This window comes from Streptomyces sp. TG1A-60 (genome assembly GCF_037201975.1).
In the GTDB taxonomy this organism is placed as follows: domain Bacteria; phylum Actinomycetota; class Actinomycetes; order Streptomycetales; family Streptomycetaceae; genus Streptomyces.
Genome location: NZ_CP147520.1, coordinates 3,639,862 through 3,656,858, shown reverse-complemented (window position 1 = coordinate 3,656,858; position 16,997 = coordinate 3,639,862). Strand labels below are relative to the sequence as shown.

Genomic DNA, 16,997 nt, shown 5'->3' with positions numbered 1-16,997 from the left:
GCACCATAGTGCGGACAGCCCGCCGCCTTAGCTCAGATGGCCAGAGCAACGCACTCGTAATGCGTAGGTCTCGGGTTCGAATCCCGAAGGCGGCTCTATGGTGAACCCCAGGTCAGGCCTTTGCCGAGTAGCCGAGGGGTGAGATCCCCCTCGGCTACTCGGCATCACCACGATCTGAGATCTCTACCGAACCCGGGGCGGTTCACTTACGGATCTTGTCGGGGGTGCCGTAGTCGTCGGCGGGCTCGTGGTGGATGAACCAGCCGCCGTGCTCCTCCTCGATCTCCACTCGTGGACAGCGCCGACCCCGGCTGCCGTACGCGTGCGGCAGCCGGGACAGGAGCGTGTGGTGTTGTCCGGGACCGCTACGAGGCAGCCCCTGTTTCCGGAGCGAAATGTCGTCCCGCGAGGCGCGAGGTCACCATCAATCGTCGCGAAAGTGACTGATAGCCATCGAATCCAGCGGGGAGTTCGGCCTCTCGACGTGAGCTGCCCGGCGTCACCCGGGCCTACCGCGCCGGCGTCTCCTGTACGGCGCTCCCGCTGGAGATGGCTCCGGGCGCGCCCTCCACCTTGGCCAGCGTCACCTGGCCGCGCAGCAGCTTGCGGCTCGCGGAGTCGGCGAGGCCGCGCCTGCCGTGCAGGGTGCGCTGGTTGTCGATGACCACGAGATCGCCCTCGGACCAGCGGTGTTCGTGCAGGTAGCGGTCCGACAGGAGGTGCGCGCGCAGGTCGGCGAAGAACCGCTCCGACTCCTCCGCGGACACGTCCGGCACGCGGACGTTCCAGCTGGCAAGGGCCTCGTCGGCCTGGAATGGCAGAGCGAGGTTGAGCGAGGTCACCCGGCCGTAGTCACGGAACGTGGGAATGCGGTACCAGCCCTCGGGGACGTTCGTGAAGTAGCCGCGCTCGGTCGCCATGTACTCCAGGTGGCCGCGGTCGAGCACCTCCCGCAGGTGGTCGGGGAGTTCCTTCCACGCCGTGATCTGGTCGCACACCAGGGTCGCGCCGTCCTGCTGCACGCGCGCCTCGGCGGCGTACAGAACGATCAGGTCGACCTGCGTGCCGAGCAGCACCCCGTCGGTGTGCAGAGGGAGGCCGCCGCGGCCGGTGATGACCTTGCCTTCCTCGCGCGTCCCGTCCAGGTGCAGGATGTCCGTGAAGCCGTAGCCGACGCTGTCGTCATCGTCGTCGTACGACACCTTGTCGCCGAGGCCCGAGACGAACGCGCGGAACTCCTCCTTGGTGAACTTCTGGTCCTTGACGACCGCGACGCCGGACTCCAGCGCGAGTTCCCGCACGGTCCCGGGGTCGGCCTGGGTGCCCTCGTTCCACAGGGCCCCGAAGCCGGACGGTGTGAGTGCCGCATAACCGGACTGTGTCATCGTGTTTCGCCTTTCACTTTTCACTGGGTGATGTGCTGGGAGGAAGCGCGGGCCACCTGGGCGACCGCGCGGTCGTAGGCCTCACGGCCTGTCATGAGGGCCAGGGGGTTCTGAGACGCGGTGGCGATCTGCGACGCGAGCAGGGCGCGGTAGACCAGGCCCGTACCGCCGGGCGTGCCGGTGTGCTGGTCGACCAGCCGGTCGAGATTGGCGCCGAGGCCGTTGCCGTGGTGGATCGCCGTCTTCGGGCGCCAGGCCACGTCCTCGGGCAGCAACTCCCGGGCCGCGAACCGCAGATGCCCCTTCTCCCTGCCGCGGTACGTCTTCACGGCCGGGTCGGTCGCAAGCGCGGTCTCCAGGACGCCGGCGTGCCAGTACGGGTGCGTGAGCCGGTGCCCGCCCTGGTCGCCGAGCGCCGCGGTGAACTCCGAGGAGTAGCGGGTGCGGTGCACCGCCTCCCTGACCTTGGCCCCGATGTCCCCGCCGATCTCGTCGGTCGTCGCCATCCCCGAGTTCAGCAGGTCCGAGCCGTAGCCGGTGAGCAGCAGCCGCTCCACCGCGTACCCGCCCCGGCAGAACGCAGCGAGGGCGACGCCGATCGCGATCGTCTGCGGCTCACCGTGGCCGAACGCGCGCACGGTGGCCGGCAGTGCCTCGACGACGTCGTCCGCCCCGAGCGTGGTCGCGCGTAGGTCGAGCCCCACCGCCTGCGCCGCCTCGGCGGCGTGGTCGAACTCGTCGCCCCACTCGGTGCCGATGGTGTAGGCGGTGGTGGGTGCGCCGGTCTCCGCGACCAGTGCCGCCACGAGCCCGGAGTCGACGCCGCCGGACACCAGGACACCGACGTCCGGCGCGGTGGACAGGGCCTCGGCGATGGCGTCGCGCAGCGCCTGAACCTGCGCCTGGCCGGCGAGGAGCGCCTCGCGGAACTTGACGGGGGGTTCCGGGAGTTCGGCCTGCCGGGTGCGCGTGCACTGCCATGCCCCGGACTCCCGGCGCAGTTCCAGTTCGACGAGGTGCTCCAGGCGTTCGACGCCGACGACGGCGGACAGGGGCCCTTCCTGTACGCCGATCTCGTCCCGCAGCGCCGCGGGCGTCCCGGTCAGCGAGGCGTAGGCGGCGGCGGTCGTCGGCAGGTCGGTGCCGACGATGAACCGTCCGGTCGCTGCGTCCTCCGCGAAGTACACCGGGGTGGTGTTGGACGCCGACGTCGTCACCCGGACCCGGTCCGCCGCGACGTTCAGGGACGTGCCCGCCGCTTCGACGGCGAAGGTCATCCCGGAACCCTCGGTGACGGGGGCGCGCCCTGAGGCGTACGCCCGCACCTCGCCCAGGACGGTGGGGGAGAGGACCTCGTCGAAGCCGGGTATCTGCCAGTTCGAGACGACCAGCCACGGCGCGCCGGTCATCGGACCGCTCCGGCCGGGGCGTTCGTGCCGATGACGCGGTTCATCTTCTGCTGCGCCTCGCCGGCGGCGAACGCCGCCCGGTGGGCCAGCTTTCCGGCCACCCTGGTCCGCTCAAGGCCTTCGATGTAATTCGAGTTGAGATAGGGCTTTGTCTTACGGAAGCCGGCCGGGGTGAACGCGGCGGCCTGTCGGGCGCGGCGCAGTGCCGCGTCCCGCAGGGCCTCCGCCGGAACGACCTCGTGCAGGAGGTTGTCCTGCTCCGACTGCAGCGCGTCCCATTCGTCGCACGTCATCAGCATCTTCTGTGCCACGGCCCGGCTGGCGACGGTTTCCAGCATGAAACCGCCGAAGGTACACGCGATACCGAGCTCGAATTCGGGCATCTTGAGGACACAGCGGCTGCTGCCGATCCGGTAGTCCGCGCAGAGTGCTATCTGCAGGCCGATTCCGATGGCATAGCCGTCGATCGCCGCGATCAGCGGCCGGTCGAGCTGGAGGGCCGCGACGTAGAGGTCGGTGACCTGGTCTATCCATGCGTCGACCTCCTCGCCGCCGGTGAACTTCGCCGTTTCGTGGAAGCTGCCACCGACACCGAACGACCGGCCGACTCCGCTGAACAGCACGACCGAGCGGACCTGTTCGTCCTGGGAGAACTCCTTGAGCAGCCGGGTGAGCCCGTCCATGCGTGGCATCGACCACGGGTTGTGCCGATGTGTGTCGTCGAACTCGACCAGGGCGACGCCGTCCGTCACGGCGACGCCGAAGTCGAAGGTGTCGTAGCGGTCACTCATGAAATCTGCCTCCAGGGGTGTGCTCGATTGCTGGCGGAATCACGGCAGCCTGAACCAAAAGCGCCTGTGGGTGAGCGGAAATTCTGGAATCTATGCGCCGAAAGGCGGGAACGAGCCGCGGGTTCGGACGGTCATTTATTGTTTCTGGCCGCGCGCAAGCAGCAGCGGGCGCGCAGCCAGCACCCCCACCGTGGTCACCACGGTGAGTGCGGCCATGAGCCACCACAGCCCGGCGGGCGCCGAGTCGAGCAACGCGGCCACGACGAACGGCACCAGCGCACCGGAGATCCCGACGGCGACCTGGTTGAACGCCAGGAACGAGCCGAGTTCGGAGGGTGGCGGCAGATCGGTGAGCAGGGCGTAGCGCGCGTGCGCGACCGCCAGTTCACCCGCGGTGTAGATCACCATGCCGACGAGCAGCAGGACGATGAGGGCGGTGCCGCCGAGCGCGCCGCCCAGCGCCATGGCCACGAGGAAGACCGCGGTGAGCAGCGTCCCCGCGAGGAGCACCGTGAGGTTCCCCCAGCGATCCAGGAGCGAGGCGAGCGGCAGTTGGAAGACCATGAGGAGGCCGGTGTTTACGGCGAACAGCGTGCCCGCCAGCCAGGCGGGCGCGCCGAGCGTGCCGACCAGGTAGGCGGACATGCTGGTCTCCACCGCCAACGCGACCAGCCACAGCAGGGAGTTGAACCCGACGACGACGAGGAACGCCCCGTCGCGCCACGGCCCGCGGCTGAGCTTCGCGCGATCGGCGGGCGGCACCGTCGGCGGCCGCAGCGGCCACAGGACGAGCCCGGCGACGAGGAAGCCGGCCGCGTTGGCAAGGCCGAGCCACATCAGGGCCGTCTCGCCGCCGACGATCAGAGCGCTGCCCAGGAGGGCGCCGCCGCCGATACCGGCGTTGAAGGCGGTGCGGGTGAGCGCGAGCCACCGGTTGCGCTCGCCGTCCGGCGCGAGGGCGACGGCGAGGGCGGGCGAGGCTGCCTGCTCGGCCCGGTTGCACAGCGCGATGAGGACGCTGAACAGGGCGAAGGCCGCGACGTGGCGGATGGATACGTAGCCGATGAACCCGGCGGCACGCAGCAGCGCCGCCGCGATCAGCACCGTCCGCGGGCCGAGCCGGTCGATGAGCCGCCCGACCCAGAACATCCCCGGCAGCGCGACGAGGGCGGTGACGCTCAGGACCGTGCCGACCTGCGTGAGCGAGATGCCGAGCAGGGCGGGGAAGAACAGCAGCGTGTACGGGTAGAACACGCCGGTGCCCAACGCGCTGACCAGGTTGGACAGTCCGAACGTGACGACCCCGCGGCCGTGCGGAAGGACCGCGCGCAGGCCCGTGCGCGGTGCGGTGTCCGTCGTGGTCACGGGCGCACCTCGATCTGCAGCTGACCGAGCGCGGCGTCGGCCAGGCGCACCGCCTCGGCGGCGCTGTCGCCGACCGCGACGATCCGGCCGATGACGTCCATGTTGCTGGTGGGGGAGCGGACTTCGTCCCCTGCTTCGGCCTCTAGGTCCACGTCGATACGGTCGGCGACCCGGCGGGCCAGCTCGGTGCCGTGCACGGCGTGCAGGGTGCCCGTCGCGCCGGCCGTGACATAGCGCGAGGCCGCCGCCTTGTTGCGCAGCGGGGCGAGGTCGGCGGGCAGGCCCGCGTGCAGCCTAACGACCTGGAGCGGCAGGTCGGTGCCGGTGGCCTCGAGGATCAGCCGGGTGATCTCCGCGCCGGCGGGACGTGCGTTGATCTCCACCAGCTTCACGCCGGTGGCGGTCACCTTCAGCTCGACGTGCGCCGCGCCGAATTCGTGCCCGATGGCGTCGAGCGCGGCGTGCGCGGTCTCGGAGGCCGCGCGGGTCACCGCTTCGGGGAGCATCGACGGGAAGCTCTCCCCGAGTTCGACGAAGTGCGGATGGCCCCCGAGGACCTTGTCGACCACGCCGATGGTGCGGCGCCGCCCGCCCGTGAGCACGGACTCCACGCTCAGCTCGTAGCCGATCAGGTACTCCTCGATCAGGGCTCCGACGGGCTTGGCCTGGCCGCGGAAGTCCCGCTCGTGCGCCGTCAGCGCGCGGAAGTGTGCTCGTACGTCGTCCGCGCTGCGGCACAGCCGTACGCCGATGCTGCCCGCCTCGGTGGCGGGCTTGACCACGCAGGGGTAGCCGATGTCGTCGGCGGCGGTGACCGCGGCCTGTTCGGTGACCGTCCAGGCGAAGCGCGGCCCGGGCACCCCGGCGTTGGTGCACGCCCTGCGGGTCTCCAGCTTGTTGCGCGCCCGGTGGGCCGCTTCCGGTGAGAGGCCGGGCAGCCCGAGCTTTCTGGCTGCCTCGGCGACCACGTGGACGCTGTAGTCGGTGAAGGTGCACATGCCGCGCACGGTGGCGGTGCCCGCGGCGGACCGGACGGCGGCGACGAGGGCCGCCGCGTCATGGGTGTCGGCCTGAACCACGTGGTCGGCCAGGTCGGCGGGCCCGGTCGCCCCGGCGTAGCGACCAAGGTCCCTGGCGACGAAGACGGTACGGAAGCCCAGGGCCCGCGCCGCGACGAAGGGGCTCAGTCCGAAGCGCGAGAGCTGGGTCTCCACCACGACGAAGGTGTCCTGCGGGCTCATCCGGGCTGTCCCAACGGCAGGACGTGGCAGTTCAACCGGGTCGATGAGCAGCCGCGGGAGCGCTTCGCGGTGTCGCTGCCGATGCCGTACTGGATCGTCGCGACGCCCAGCTCGGCGGCGCGCTCCACGGCGAAGTAGTAGAGGAGTTCGTAGTAGAGCGGCACCTTGCCGAGGTAGCCGTAGTCGAAGCCGCACTGGCGGGCGTACCACTGGTCGCCGCGGCGGAGCATCAGGGCGAAGCCGCGGAGGTCGCCGTCCGCCCGGCCGAGCAGCACCGAGGCGTCGTCCTCGAACCGGGCGGCGGCGGTGGCGATGGCCGCGGCGGACCGCTCGGCAGGCCAGTCGAGGCCGTACTTGGCGAGGAGCTGCACCTCCAACTCGGCGAGCCTGCCGCTGAGTTCCGGTGTGACCGCCTCGTGGGTGATGTCGAGGCCCGCCGCGCGGACCTTGGCGCGTTCGCTGAGCACGCTGAGCCGGCGCTTGCGCGGCAGCGCCGCCGCGTAGGCGGGAAAGCCGGCGGGGTCGACCGGCAGCCAGTGGTAGTTGCCGGAGGTGAAGGAGGAGTAGCCCCGGTCCCGCAGCACCGCGGTGAGTGTGGTGTCCCGCTCGTCGACGTACGGGAAGGACACCGACGCGGAGTCGGTGTCAGCGGCCAGCTTCTCCGCCTCCACGACGAGGAGTTCCACGTCGTCACGCGGGGCCTGCCGCGGCCCGGCGGTGTGCAGCAGGCGGGTGCGGCCGACGTGCCGGCCGCCGCAGTGGACGGTGGGCAGCAGGGCGCCGGCACCGCCGTCCAGGCCGCGGGCGAAGTCCGCCGCGCCGTCGAAGCCCTCTGTGACGCAGTGGTCGAGAAGGTGGTCCACCCTTCCGGCCACCCACGGCACGTCCGCCGTCGCGAGTGCCGTGGCCAGCGCGGCGACCGGCTCGCCTGCGCGCTTGAGGCTCAGGTACCGCATGGGGGTCCGGGCGGTCTCCTCCACCACCCTCAACCAGCGGTGGGACAGGAAGAGATCGTCCGGGCCCGCCAGGCGGTCCCAGTCGTCCACGGGTATGTCCGGGGTGCGCTCCCACGACAGGAGCGCGTTGTCGCCGCTCTGCATGATCCCCCTGACGCCTGGCGTCCCTCTCCCGTCGGGAAACGTCAGGTCGTGTAGTCGGCGTTGATCCTGATGTATCCGTCGGTGAGGTCGCAGCCGTAGACGGTGAACTCGCCCGCCGCGATGCCGAGGTCGATGGTGATCACGACCTCGTCGCCCTTCAGGTGCGAGGTGGCGGCGGCCAGGACCTCGTCGGTCACGGGCGCCGGGTAGGTCTCGGTCTCCCCGAAGCGGATCACCACGTGCGACGGGTCGATGTCCAGGTCGTCCTCGCACTTGCCGATCGCCATCGCGACGCGGCCCCAGTTGGGGTCGGCGCCGTGCACGGCGGTCTTCACCAGCGGGGAGTTGACCACGGTCTTGCCGACCTGTTTGGCCTGCGCGTCGTCGCGGGCGCCGACCACCCGCACCTCGATCAGCTTGCTGGCGCCCTCGCCGTCGGACGCGATCTTGCGTACGAGCTGCAGCGCGGCCTTGTACAGAACGGACTCGAACTCGGCCTCGTCGACCGGGCCCGCCAGGCCGTTGGCGAAGATCGCGGCGCTGTCGCTCGTGGAGGTGTCGGTGTCGATGCTCAGCGCGTTGAAGGTCCGGTCGACGACCCGGCGGAACACGCGGTCAAGGGCCGGCTGGTCCAGCTGGGCGTCGGTGAAGAAGAACACCAGCAGTGTCGCCATGTTTGGCTCGATCATGCCGACGCCCTTGGCGATGGCGCCGATGGTCGCGTCACCGCACGGCAGCGCCACGTGCTTGGCGACGGTGTCCGTGGTCATGATCGCCTTGGCGGCCGCCGGCAGGTCCGCTTCCGGCAGGGGCCACTGGAGTTCGGAGAGTCCGCTGCGGACCCGGTCCATCGGGTACTGGCGCCCGATGACGCCCGTGGACGCGATCAGCAGCTCTTCCGGCGAGAGCCCGGCGGCCTCGGCGACGGTCGCCCGGACCTCCTTGGCGTTCGCCATGCCCTCGGCGCCGGTGGCGACGTTGGCGTTGCGGGCGATGACCACGACGCCGCGGGCCTCGCCCGCCGCCGTCGACTCGCGGCTCAGCGTCACGCTGGGCCCGACGAATCTGGACCGCGTGAACACCGCCGACACCGCGGCGGGAACCTCCGACAGGACGACGGTGAAATCGTCCGCAGCGTCCTTGATCCCGAGTGCCGCTGTCCGGCTGCGGAAACCACGTGGACTCAGCGATGACATGTCATCACCCCTTTCAGTCGACGCGTCGAGCACCTTGTACTCGCCGAGTATGCACCCTGCGTACTCACAGAGTATACATGCCTCCACATGACGATACCTAGACTTTGCCTGGTCTGCTGATGGAGCTCTGGCGCGGAAAAGGGTAGAAAAATCCCAGATTGGCATGGTAATTGACGGCACATCAGTCGTGTGATGTGTGCCGGACCGCCCTAGGGCCACTGGGCAAGGACTGTATAAATATGTAAGCTCGCGCCCCAGAGGGATGGTGTGCCGGTCAACGGGGGAAGTGATGTGCACCGTATTTCTTCGCGTTCACGCGCGCCCGGAGTTGGGCGTTCTGATGGCGGCCGTTCGGGACGAATTCACGGATCGCCCTTGGTCCGCGCCGGGCAGGCACTGGCCCGAACGGCACCTCGTCGGCGGCCTTGACCTCGTGTCCGGCGGCACCTGGCTCGCCGTACGGACCGACCGCCCGGCGGTCGCGGTCCTGGTGAACGGCCCGGGGGAGGTGCCCGAGCAGCCCGGCAGCCGCGGTGTGCTGCCGCTGCGGATGCTCACGGACGGGGCGCCGACCCGGCACGACGTCACCGATCTGCCGGGCTTCCATCTGCTGCACGCCGAACCCGGCCGGACGCGGGTGATCAGTTGGGACGGGCGCCGGCTGCGCGCGCAGGACGTGCACCCGGGCGACCACATGCTGACGTACGGCGGACTCGACGATCTGGGGCATGCGCGGGTCCGTCGCTTCCTGCCACAACTGCCTGGCCTGACCGACGACGTGTGGCGGACCCTGCTCGAAGGCCCCGAACCCTTCCCGGCCGCCGAGGAGGCCCTGCTCGTCGACCGGCTCGAATCGGGCCGGTCCTATGCCACGACCTCGGCCGCGCTCGTCCGCGTCGGCCACGACAGGCTCACCTACGACTTCACCGCAGATCCACGGGGCGCCGGAACCTGGCGCCGGATGGCCGGCCCCGTGCGCAGCCATCGCTAGCCCGTGTGCAGCCACCGATAGGGAGAATCGTCTTGTCACAGCCGTCAACCGCCGCCGCGGAGCGGGTACCCGCCGTGCCCTCCTGGGTGGGCGCCGAGCCCACCTGGTCCGACCGTCCTGTCGAACTGCGCGGCTGCCGGAGTGAGTTGGTCGCCACCGTGGACCACGCGAGCCGCCTGGTGCAGCAACGGATGGTGAACCGCGCCAAGGCAGCCGTGCCGGCCTTGCAGTCCATCGACGACGACGAGTGGTTCGGGCTCTTCCGCCGTGCCGCCGACATCGTCCGGCAGCGGATCGAGAGCGGGGCGCTCACCGACATCCTGGCCGCGCTCGCCTCGGCCTGCGCGCTGCCGGTGCGCCGGGCCACCCGCGGAATCCTGGCCGTCGTCGACCAGATGCAGTACCTGGACAAGATCATGGCCGTGCAGTCGCCGGACGGCACCACCGTCCCCTACCGCACGGGCGAGACCGGACGCGGGTGGTCGTGGCTGCCCGCCGGGCGCACCGCGATGGTCAGGGTGCCGGCCAACTTCCCGACCATCGCCATCGAGTGGCTGCAGGTCCTCTCCAGCCGCAGGCCGACCCTGGTCAGCACCTCGAAGCACGACCCGTTCGTTGCGACGATCTTCGTGGAGGCGCTGTACGAGGCGGGACTGCCCGACGGCGCCGTGTCGGTCTGCCACGACAGCGCCGAGACCTTCCATCGCCTGGCCGACCAGGTCATCTGGCCGGGGGAGCAGTACCCGCCAGACCTCGACCCGACCCGGCTGAAGCTGTACCACTTCGGCCGCAGCAAGGCCGTGCTGCCGGAGGACCCCGGGGACGAGGCGTGGACGCGGCTCGCGCGTCTGGCGTTCCAGGGCTGCGGCCGGCTGTGCACCAACGTCAGCAGCATCGCGGTCCCGTGGTCGGCGCAGGAGGCGGCGGAGCGGCTCGCGGCGAAGTTCGCGGAGTTCCCGGTGCTGCCGCTGTCGGACCCGGCCGCGAACGTCCCGGCGTTCACCGACCCCGACGACTGGGCCTACGTCGCCAAGCTCGTCGAACGCGAGATCGCGGCGGGCGCCGAGGACGTCACGGCCCGCCTCACGGACGTGCCGCTGCGCGTTGAACTGGACGGAACCCGGTTCCTGCGGCCCACCGTGCTGCGCGTACAGCCGGACTCGCCGCTGGTCCGGGTGGAACTCCCGTTCCCCTTCGTCACGGTGACCGAGGTGCCGCGCGAGGAGGTGGCGCACGCCTGCCGGCAGTCACTGATCGTGTCGCTCACCGGCAAGGACGACGAACTGCTCGACCAGCTCGTCGCCGAGCCGTCCATTTCCAAGGTGTTCCACGGCGAGCAGTTCGACCGGGGCTACGACCCGATCGACCCGCAGGAGGGCTACCTCGCCGACTTCCTCTTCCAGAAGAAGCCCGTACTCCCCAACTGACCTGGAGACGTTCATGGTGAACTCATTGCCGCTGCACGCGGTGTCCGACGAACATGCGCGCGCGGTCGTGCGGCGCCATCTGCACCCCGAGACGGGGTCGCCGTTCTGGCTGGAGCGGGACCGCAGGCTCGGCACGGACGCCTACGCTCGGGTGGACGGATGGGAGTCCGCCCAGGAACTCCTCGCGTTCCGGGACGAGTCCGACCAGGAGGCGTACGAGGAGGCGAGCCGCCGTCGCCCCGTCGAGGACTTCATCCCGGCCGATGTGGTGCGCGACGCCGACTTCCTCTGGGCGGCCCAGACCGGCGGCACGACCGGCCTGCCCAAGCACGCCACCTGGGGCGGCGCGTACTGGAAGCACGTAAGCGAGTTCTCCCACTACGCCATGGACACCCATGGCATTCCCCGGGACTGCAACTGGCTGTACATCTCGCCGATGGGCCCGCACACGATCGGTCGGCTCGTGGTCGACTGGGCGGAGAGCCGGGGCGGCATGTGCTTCTCGATCGACCTCGACCCGCGGATCGTGAAGATCTTCGGCGAGGAGGGCATGACCGACGCGTACAACCGCTACGTCCAGCACATCTGGGACCAGGTGACGGCCGTCCTGCAGTCGCAGCGCATCGGCGTCATCTACGGGACCGCCAGGCTCCTTGAGATGCTGCCCGAGTACGTGGACGCCAGGCTCCTCAAGGACGTTCGGGGAGTCGTGCACGCGGGAACCACGCTGCCCGTGCAGTCGCACAAGCTGCTGCGCGAAGACGTCTTCCCGGGCGTGCCGGTCCTCGGCATGTACGGCTCGTCGACGACCAGCATCAGCTGGCAGAAGCCGTTCGAACCGGAGGACGAGCACAAGCTCGTCTACATCCCCAGCTCGCCCTCGGTGAGCATCGACGTTGTGGGCGAGGACAACGTCCCGGTCGCCTTCGGCGAAGAGGGCCGGGTGCGGGTCTGGCGGCTCACCCACGACCAGCTGCTGCCGGGCTTCCTCGAACGCGACCGGGCCCGCCGGGTGCAGCCGTACGGCGCCGCCGCCGAACTCTTCCCGTGGGCTTGGATCGGCGACCCCTTCAGCCCGGAGTTCACCGAGGGCCGGCGCGTGGAGGGCGTGTACTGACCCGCACCCGGACATGACACCGCGGCCCGCAGAGGGCGAAGCACGTACCTTTCTTGTTTGGAGTACAGCACTATGAGGTCCCCGCGTTCTGCCGCACACGGCACGGTAAAGATCGGGCGCAGTACTGCAGTCTCCCTCACGAAGCCAACGGGGCCCTTGGGCACCCACGTATCGCCATCCGTCGTCGAGCAGGAATCGGACAGCCGGGACCGATTCGAGGTGGTGAGGAGGCCGCTCACCGCCGCCGAGGCCGCCGAGGTGATGGAGCGCATCAGGACCTCGCCGCACATCACCGGCTACAGCCTCCGGGAGTGGACGGGAAAGAGGGACACCTTCCTGCTCCGCGACACGGCCTCGGGCCGGGTCGCGGGGGCGCTCCTCGTCCACCATCTCCTGGGCGGCTGGAGCGAGATAGCCGTGGTGTACGTCTTCGAGGAGCACCGCGGCCACGGCCTGGGGCGCCTGCTGCTCGAAGACGCCGTCGGCGCGATACGGACGTCCGGCCGCAAGCTCCTGCTCTTCTTCTCCTCGGCCAGGATGGGACACATCGCCGCCGGCTCGGGCTTCGACCTCCACGACAGCGAGGCCGACCTCACGCGCGGCTCCCTCAGCCGGGGCCTGTTCCTCGGCGTCCTGTACAAGGCGCAGTGGCTCGCCAGCCTGTACCGGCTGCGCGAGATCCGCAGGAAGCGCCGCACCTACCAGGCTTCGTTCGACTTCCAGGTGGCCGTACTGATGGGGGAGGGCACCCGATGAGCACCACGGACAACCAACCGGGCAACGAGGACAACCAACCGGGCAACGAGAAGAAGCAGCCGGGCGACGACCGGATGTGGAAGGGCTGGCTCACCGGCGGCAGTTCGCTCCTTGAGGAGATCAACGCCTCCGTCCGCTTCGACCACCGGCTCGTGCAGCAGGACATCGACGGGTCGATCGCCCATGCCCGCATGCTCGCCACGTGCAAGGTGCTCTCCGCCGAGGAGGCCACCGAGATCGTGGACGGGCTGGAACGCATCCGCGGGGAGGTCGACGCGGGCGAGTTCGTCTTCGACCCCGCGCTCGAGGACGTCCACATGAACGTGGAGGCCCGGCTGCGCGAGCTCATCGGCCCGGTGGCGGGCCGGCTGCACACGGCCCGCTCCCGCAACGACCAGGTCGCCGTCGACGCCCGCATGTGGGTCAGGGACGCCATCGACCGTCTCGACGCCCTGCTCGCCGAGGTCATCGAGGTCGTCTCGGAGCGGGCGGAGGCCCATCTCGCCGACGTCATGCCGGGCTTCACCCACCTCCAGTGCGCGCAGCCCGTGACGATCGGGCACCACCTCCTCGCCTACGGGGAGATGTTCCTGCGCGACCGGGACCGCCTGCGGTGCGCCCGGCGCCGCCTCGACGAGAGCCCCCTCGGCGCGGCCGCCCTGGCCGGCACCGGCTACCCGATCGACCCCCGGGAGAGCGCCCGCAGCCTCGGGTTCACGGGCATCACCCGTAACTCCATCGACGCCGTGTCCGACCGGGACTTCATGCTCGACTACCTGTCGGCGGGCGCCACCCTCGCGGTCCACATCTCCCGCCTCGGCGAGGAACTCGTCGTCTGGAGCACTCCTCAGTTCGGGTTCATCACGCTGCCGGAGGACCTCTGCGCCGGCTCGTCGATCATGCCGCAGAAGCGCAACCCCGACCTTCCCGAACTCATGCGGGCCAAGTCCGGCCGGATCTTCGGCGACCTGATGTCCCTGCTGACGGTGATGAAGGGGCTTCCCCTCGCCTACAGCCGCGACATGCAGGAGGACAAGGAAGCCCTCTTCGACGCCGCTGACCACCTGGAGATCAGCGTGCGCGCCGCCGCGGCGATGCTCCGCGGCATCACCTTCCGTACCGACAAGACCAAGGCCGACGCGGCGCTCGGCAACACGGTGGCCACCGACCTCGCGGACTGGCTGGTCGCGGACCGGGGAGTGCCCTTCCGCGAGGCCCACAGCGTCGTCGGCGGGCTCGTCAAGTGGCTCGCCGTCCAGGGCCGGGAGCTCGACGGCGCCCGGCCGGTCGAGCTGGGCGAGTTCGACCCGCGCTTCGCCGAACTCCCCCCGCACGTCCTGACGGTGGAGCACGCCGTCACCCGCCGCGACTCACCCGGCGGCACCTCGCCCGCCCGCGTACGGGAGGCGGCCGCCGAGCTGCGCCGCCTCAACTCCGCTCTCACCAAGGAGAACCGATGACCAAGCGTGTCGTGCTGGCCTATTCGGGTGGGGTCGACACCACGGCCTGCATCCCCTACCTGAGGCACGAAATGGGCGCCGACCACGTCGTCGCCATGGCCGCCGACCTGGGACAGGGCGACGAGCTGGAGCCCCTGCGCCGCAAGGCCCTGGAGGCGGGAGCGGACGACGCGGTGGTGGTGGACGTCAAGGACCGCTTCGTCCGCGAGTTCGGCATCCCCGCCATCCAGGCCAATGCCCTCTACGACGGCCACTACCCGCTCAGCTCGGCCCTGGGCCGCCCCCTGATCGGTGAACTCCTCGTCGAGACCGCCCGGTTGCACGGCTGCAACGCCGTGTCCCACGGCTGCACCGGCAAGGGCAACGACCAGGTCCGCCTCGACCTGACCGTCGGGCTGCTCAACTCCGACCTGGAGATCATGGCGCCCGCCCGCGAGTGGGGCTTCAGCCGCGCCGAGACGATCGCCTACTCCGAGAAGCACGGGATAGCCCCGCACGTCACCCAGGAGAAGCCCTGGGCCATCGACCTCAACATTCTCGGCCGCAACGTCGAGGCGGGACTCATCGAGGACCTCACCTGGGAACCCACCGAGGAGGTGTGGAGCCTGACGACCGCCCCCGAGGCCGCCCCCGACACACCCGCCCACGTCACCGTCGGCTTCGCCCACGGCGTCCCCGTCAGCGTGGACGGCGAGGAACTCGCCCCGCTCGACCTGCTCGGCCGCCTCAACTCCCTTGCCGGGAGCCACGGCGTCGGCCGGGTCGACATGCTTGAGAACCGTGTGGTGGGCGTCAAGTCCCGTGAACTGTACGAGGTGCCGGGGATGCTGCTCCTCATCCGCGCGCACCAGGAGCTGGAGAACCTCACCCTGCCCGCCGATGTGCTCCACCAGAAGCGGCAGTTGGAGGCGGTCTGGAGCAAGACCGTCTACGACGGCCTGTGGCACGGCCCGCTGCGTGAAGCCCTTGACGGGTTCGTCCGCCCGACGCAGCGGAACGTCACCGGCGAGATCACGCTCAAGCTGTACAAGGGAGGCATGTCCGTGGCGGCCCGCTCCTCGGCCCGCGCCATGTACCGGCACGAACTGGTCACCTACGGGGACGGCTGCACCTTCGACCAGAGCAGCGCCGAAGGCTTCATCGACCTGTTCGGCCTGCCCAGCCGGGTGTGGAACCACGTGAGCCGCTGACATGACGGACGCCCTTACTGAACGTCGTGAGCCGCCCCCGGCCGGCATGGTCCGTATCGCCATCGGACCCATCGCCGTCATCGGCGTCTTCGGAATGACCCTGGGGATGACCTACCCGTTGCTCGCGCGCATGCTGGAGAGCAACGGCGCCTCTTCCACCGTGATCGGGCTCAACGGAGCGATGACGCCGCTCGGCATGATCGTCACCGCATTCGTGATCCCCGCGCTGGTACGGAGAACGGGCGCGTGGCGACTGATGGTTGGGGCGTCCGCCGGCACGTCCGCGGTCATGGTGATGTTCGGCCTTACGGACAGCCTTCCGGTCTGGTTCGTCCTCCGGGCGGTCCTGGGCGCCTGCGCCGTCGCCATGTTCATCCTCAGCGAGACCTGGATCAGCGAGAACGCCGGTGAGGCCTACCGCGGCCGACTGCTGACCGCGTACACCTCGGTGCTCGCCCTCGGCTTCTGCGTCGGCCCCGCCGTCCTCAGCCTTACTGGCAACTCGGTCCGGACGGCACTGGCCTTCGCCGTGCTCAGCCCCGTCATCGCTCTGGTGCCGCTGTTCACCGAGCGGTCCGCGGTGCCGCGTATGGAGAGCTCCGGGAAGGCGCCCGTCACGGCGCTGGTCCGGCAGATGTCGGCCCTGCTGGCCGCCGTGCTCGCGGTGTCCGTCTTCGACGCGGTCACGTTGCAGTTCCTCCCCCTCTACGGAGAGCGGTCCGGACTGCCCACCGGGCAGGGGGAGTTGGCGCTAACCGTGCTACTCGTCGGCCAGATGGCCCTGCAGTTCCCGCTGGGCTGGCTCGCGGACCGGATCGGCGGCCGCTCCGCGCTCCTGCTCTCCCTCGCGGCGGGCACGGTGGGTTCGCTGCTGCTTCCCCTCATCATGGATTCCGGGGGGTGGATGTGGCCGTTGGTGGCCATCTGGGGCGGCATCGCCTTCTCCGGCTACCCCTTGGTGCTGAGCATCCTCGGCGCCGACCTCGGCGGCCAGAACCTGCTCCTGGCCAATACGGCCTTCGCGGTCGTGTGGGGAGTGGGCGGTGTAGTCGGCCCGCCCTACGCGGGCGCCGCCATGGACCTGTGGGGCACGGACGGGATGGCGTGGTCATTGGCGTCGCTGTGGATCCTGGCGCTCGTCGCGGCGGCATTCACCCTCGTTCGGCATGGTGGACGAGCGCTGCGTTCCCCACAGTAGGTCGTCCTACGGCGCGACGGTGACGGCCAGGGCGAGAGACGCTCCGGCCAGCGCCAGAGAGCCGCCGGGGAAGGCGATATTGCGATAGACGCGCGTACGGATGTGTGCCGCGACGGCGCCTATGAAGAACAGGACGAGGCCCGTCGCGGCGGCCATACCGATGACCGGCACCCCGAGGAGCCCAAGGAGGAGCCCGGCGGCTCCCGCGGCCTTGAGGGCGCCGAGCCAGGGGAGCCACATCTGCAGAGCCATGGGGACGGCGGCTTCGCTCTTGCGGACCTGGTTCGTGCGCGGTGGTCGCTGGGTGCGGACCAGGCCGGGCAGTTCGTGGGGAGTGAGGAGGCCGTGGAGTCGGCGCGGGCCGCGCCATT

At 70.2% G+C, this 16,997-nt stretch carries 14 protein-coding genes, 1 tRNA gene and 1 pseudogene; 8 read left to right on the top strand and 8 right to left on the bottom strand.

What is annotated here, in order from left to right; translation table 11 throughout:
• The first annotated feature begins 21 nt into the window (after positions 1–21).
• Positions 22–95, top strand: a tRNA-Thr gene (locus WBG99_RS15530).
• 414 nt (positions 96–509) lie between these two features.
• Here the strand turns inward: WBG99_RS15530 and WBG99_RS15525 are convergent.
• The 7 genes from WBG99_RS15525 to argJ all read right to left on the bottom strand — a co-directional run bounded on the left by WBG99_RS15525 (position 510) and on the right by argJ (position 8,487).
• Complete coding sequence (locus WBG99_RS15525; protein ID WP_338896876.1) at positions 510–1,385, bottom strand: TauD/TfdA family dioxygenase; 876 nt, start codon at positions 1,383–1,385, stop codon at positions 510–512.
• A gap of 20 nt (positions 1,386–1,405) precedes the next feature.
• Positions 1,406–2,794, bottom strand: coding sequence for an asparagine synthase-related protein (locus WBG99_RS15520; protein WP_338896875.1), 1,389 nt, complete (start codon positions 2,792–2,794; stop codon positions 1,406–1,408).
• The gene (locus WBG99_RS15515; protein ID WP_338896874.1) at positions 2,791–3,585 is read right to left on the bottom strand and encodes an enoyl-CoA hydratase/isomerase family protein; all 795 of its coding nucleotides are present in this window, start codon (positions 3,583–3,585) and stop codon (positions 2,791–2,793) included. The genes WBG99_RS15520 and WBG99_RS15515 overlap by 4 nt, the downstream gene beginning before the upstream one ends.
• A gap of 135 nt (positions 3,586–3,720) precedes the next feature.
• A complete protein-coding gene (locus tag WBG99_RS15510) occupies positions 3,721–4,950 on the bottom strand; it encodes an MFS transporter (protein ID WP_338896873.1) in 1,230 nt (409 codons plus the stop codon).
• Complete coding sequence (locus WBG99_RS15505) at positions 4,947–6,191, bottom strand: ATP-grasp domain-containing protein (protein WP_338896872.1); 1,245 nt, start codon at positions 6,189–6,191, stop codon at positions 4,947–4,949. The genes WBG99_RS15510 and WBG99_RS15505 overlap by 4 nt, the downstream gene beginning before the upstream one ends.
• Positions 6,188–7,291: a GNAT family N-acetyltransferase gene (locus tag WBG99_RS15500; protein ID WP_338896871.1), complete on the bottom strand. Its 1,104-nt coding sequence runs from the start codon at positions 7,289–7,291 to the stop codon at positions 6,188–6,190. Before WBG99_RS15500 ends, WBG99_RS15505 begins: the two co-directional genes overlap by 4 nt.
• A gap of 41 nt (positions 7,292–7,332) precedes the next feature.
• Entirely contained in the window at positions 7,333–8,487 is a 1,155-nt protein-coding gene (gene argJ / locus WBG99_RS15495) for a bifunctional glutamate N-acetyltransferase/amino-acid acetyltransferase ArgJ (protein WP_338896870.1), read from the bottom strand.
• A gap of 262 nt (positions 8,488–8,749) precedes the next feature.
• On the opposite strand from argJ, the gene WBG99_RS15490 reads away from it, so the two are divergent.
• The 7 genes from WBG99_RS15490 (at position 8,750) to WBG99_RS15460 (ending at position 16,626) form a co-directional block, all read left to right on the top strand.
• Positions 8,750–9,478: an NRDE family protein gene (locus tag WBG99_RS15490; RefSeq protein ID WP_338896869.1), complete on the top strand. Its 729-nt coding sequence runs from the start codon at positions 8,750–8,752 to the stop codon at positions 9,476–9,478.
• A gap of 32 nt (positions 9,479–9,510) precedes the next feature.
• Complete coding sequence (locus WBG99_RS15485; RefSeq protein WP_338896868.1) at positions 9,511–10,905, top strand: aldehyde dehydrogenase family protein; 1,395 nt, start codon at positions 9,511–9,513, stop codon at positions 10,903–10,905.
• Positions 10,906–10,918: 13 nt separating this feature from the next.
• Positions 10,919–12,022, top strand: a complete 1,104-nt coding sequence (locus WBG99_RS15480) for an AMP-dependent synthetase (RefSeq protein WP_210962599.1) — start codon at positions 10,919–10,921, stop codon at positions 12,020–12,022.
• 156 nt (positions 12,023–12,178) lie between these two features.
• The gene (locus WBG99_RS15475; RefSeq protein WP_338896867.1) at positions 12,179–12,778 is read left to right on the top strand and encodes a GNAT family N-acetyltransferase; all 600 of its coding nucleotides are present in this window, start codon (positions 12,179–12,181) and stop codon (positions 12,776–12,778) included.
• Complete coding sequence (argH, locus tag WBG99_RS15470) at positions 12,775–14,238, top strand: argininosuccinate lyase (RefSeq protein WP_338896866.1); 1,464 nt, start codon at positions 12,775–12,777, stop codon at positions 14,236–14,238. The genes WBG99_RS15475 and argH overlap by 4 nt, the downstream gene beginning before the upstream one ends.
• Complete coding sequence (locus tag WBG99_RS15465; RefSeq protein ID WP_338896865.1) at positions 14,235–15,428, top strand: argininosuccinate synthase; 1,194 nt, start codon at positions 14,235–14,237, stop codon at positions 15,426–15,428. The genes argH and WBG99_RS15465 overlap by 4 nt, the downstream gene beginning before the upstream one ends.
• 1 nt (position 15,429) lies before the next feature.
• Positions 15,430–16,626: an MFS transporter gene (locus WBG99_RS15460; protein WP_338896864.1), complete on the top strand. Its 1,197-nt coding sequence runs from the start codon at positions 15,430–15,432 to the stop codon at positions 16,624–16,626.
• Between the two features lie 6 nt (positions 16,627–16,632).
• Here WBG99_RS15460 and WBG99_RS15455 read toward each other — a convergent pair.
• Positions 16,633–16,863: pseudogene (locus WBG99_RS15455) on the bottom strand (DoxX family protein); the annotation flags it as partial.
• Positions 16,864–16,997 lie beyond the last annotated feature (134 nt).